The following is a 1,509-nucleotide window of genomic DNA, read 5'->3' on the forward strand; positions in this document are numbered from 1 at the left end:
GGTCCCCCGGGGGCCCGTGGGGGTCCGGAGGCCGGTGGGACGCGCTCGTCCGCCCCCTCCGCACGGCCCGCCCCAGGCGTCCCGTACGCCACTCGTGGCCACACCGGTACGACTATTGCGCTCCTCCTCGATGCGCGCGGAGCTCGCCCCTAGGCTCTGCTCACGCTGCGTGATCTTGCCCTGAAGGCCCCGCGGGGCCCCGAGGACCACCTGGAGCGCGATGTCCGACAGCCAGCAGCAGCCGGCCCACTCGTCCGGCGCCGGGGACGGCCCCGCCGAGGCCGCCGCCACGCTCCTGCTGTCCGGCGCCCGGCTCGCCGACGGCCGGACCGTGGACGTCCGGCTCGGCGGCGGCCGTATCGAGGCCGTCGGGACCGCGGGCAGCCTCGCCGCGCACTACTCCAAGGTCGACCTGAACGGCTTCCTGCTGCTCCCGGCGCCCGCCGAGCCGCACGCGCACAGCGACACGGCGCTGACCGCCTTCGGCCCCGAGGGCCCGGTCTCGTACGCCGCCGAGGACGTCCAGCGGCGCGCCACCGAGGCCGCCCTGCTCCAGCTCGGCCACGGCGCGACGGCGCTGCGCTCGCATGTGCGGATCGACGACGTACGGGGGCTGGGGCCGCTGGAGGCCGCCCTCCAGGCCCGCCGCTCGCTGCGCGGGCTCACGGAGCTGAACGTGGTGGCGGTGCCCCGGCTGCTGACCGGCGTCGCGGGCGCGGACGGCCTCGCGATGCTGCGGGACGCGGCGAAGATGGGCGCGTCGGTGGTCGGCGGCTGCCCGGACCTCGACCCGGACCCGGCCGGGTACACCGAGGCGATCCTGGAGATCGCCGCCGAGCACGGCTGCGCGGTCGACCTCCATACGGACGGTGACGATCCGGCGCGCCTCGCCCGCCTCGCGGCGATGACCGCCGGGCTGCGCCCGGGCGCGGCGATCGGCCCCTGCGCGGGTCTTTCGCGCCTCCCCCACGAGGCGGCCGGACGGGCGGCGGACCAGCTCGCGGCGGCGGGCGTCGCGGTCATCTGCCTGCCGCAGGGCGGCTGCGGCATGACGGAACGTCAGGGAACGGCCCGTCAGGGCATGCCCCCGGTACGGCTGCTGCGGGCGGCCGGGGTGCCGGTGGCGGCGGGCAGCGGCGCGCTGCGTGATCTGGCCAACCCGGTGGGCCGGGGCGACCCGTTGGAGGCCGCGTACCTCCTCGCCTCCCAGGCGGGCCTGCGCCCCGAGGACGCCTACGGCGCGGTGAGCACGGCCGCCCGCGAGGCGATGGGGCTGGCCGAGGTCCGCGTGGAGGCGGGCTTCCCGGCGGAGCTCCTGGCCGTACGCGGTGAACGCATCGCGGGCGTGCTGTCGCTGGCGTACAGCCGCATCGTGATCCACCGCGGTCGGGTGGTGGCCCGGACGAGCGCGGTACGGGAGTACTGCGACTCGGCGGCGGCGGTGGCGCTGGACCTGCCGCGGCAGTCGCGGATGGACGGCGGGTAGGGCGCGCGAGGCGTGGGACGGGT

Annotated in this window: 1 protein-coding gene; it reads left to right on the forward strand. The window is 77.7% G+C overall.

Annotation, left to right across the window (positions count from 1 at the left end):
- Positions 1 to 220 precede the first annotated feature (220 nt).
- Entirely contained in the window at positions 221 to 1,486 is a 1,266-nt protein-coding gene (locus tag ACJA3G_RS36800) for an amidohydrolase family protein (protein WP_406557362.1), read from the forward strand.
- Positions 1,487 to 1,509 lie beyond the last annotated feature (23 nt).

Source organism: Streptomyces sp. YS-3, assembly GCF_045257485.1.
GTDB lineage: Bacteria > Actinomycetota > Actinomycetes > Streptomycetales > Streptomycetaceae > Streptomyces.

Excerpts from the sequence above, each read along its gene's own strand:
- ACJA3G_RS36800 (WP_406557362.1), top strand. The coding sequence starts at position 221 with ATGTCCGACAGCCAGCAGCAGCCGGCCCACTCGTCCGGCGCCGGGGAC.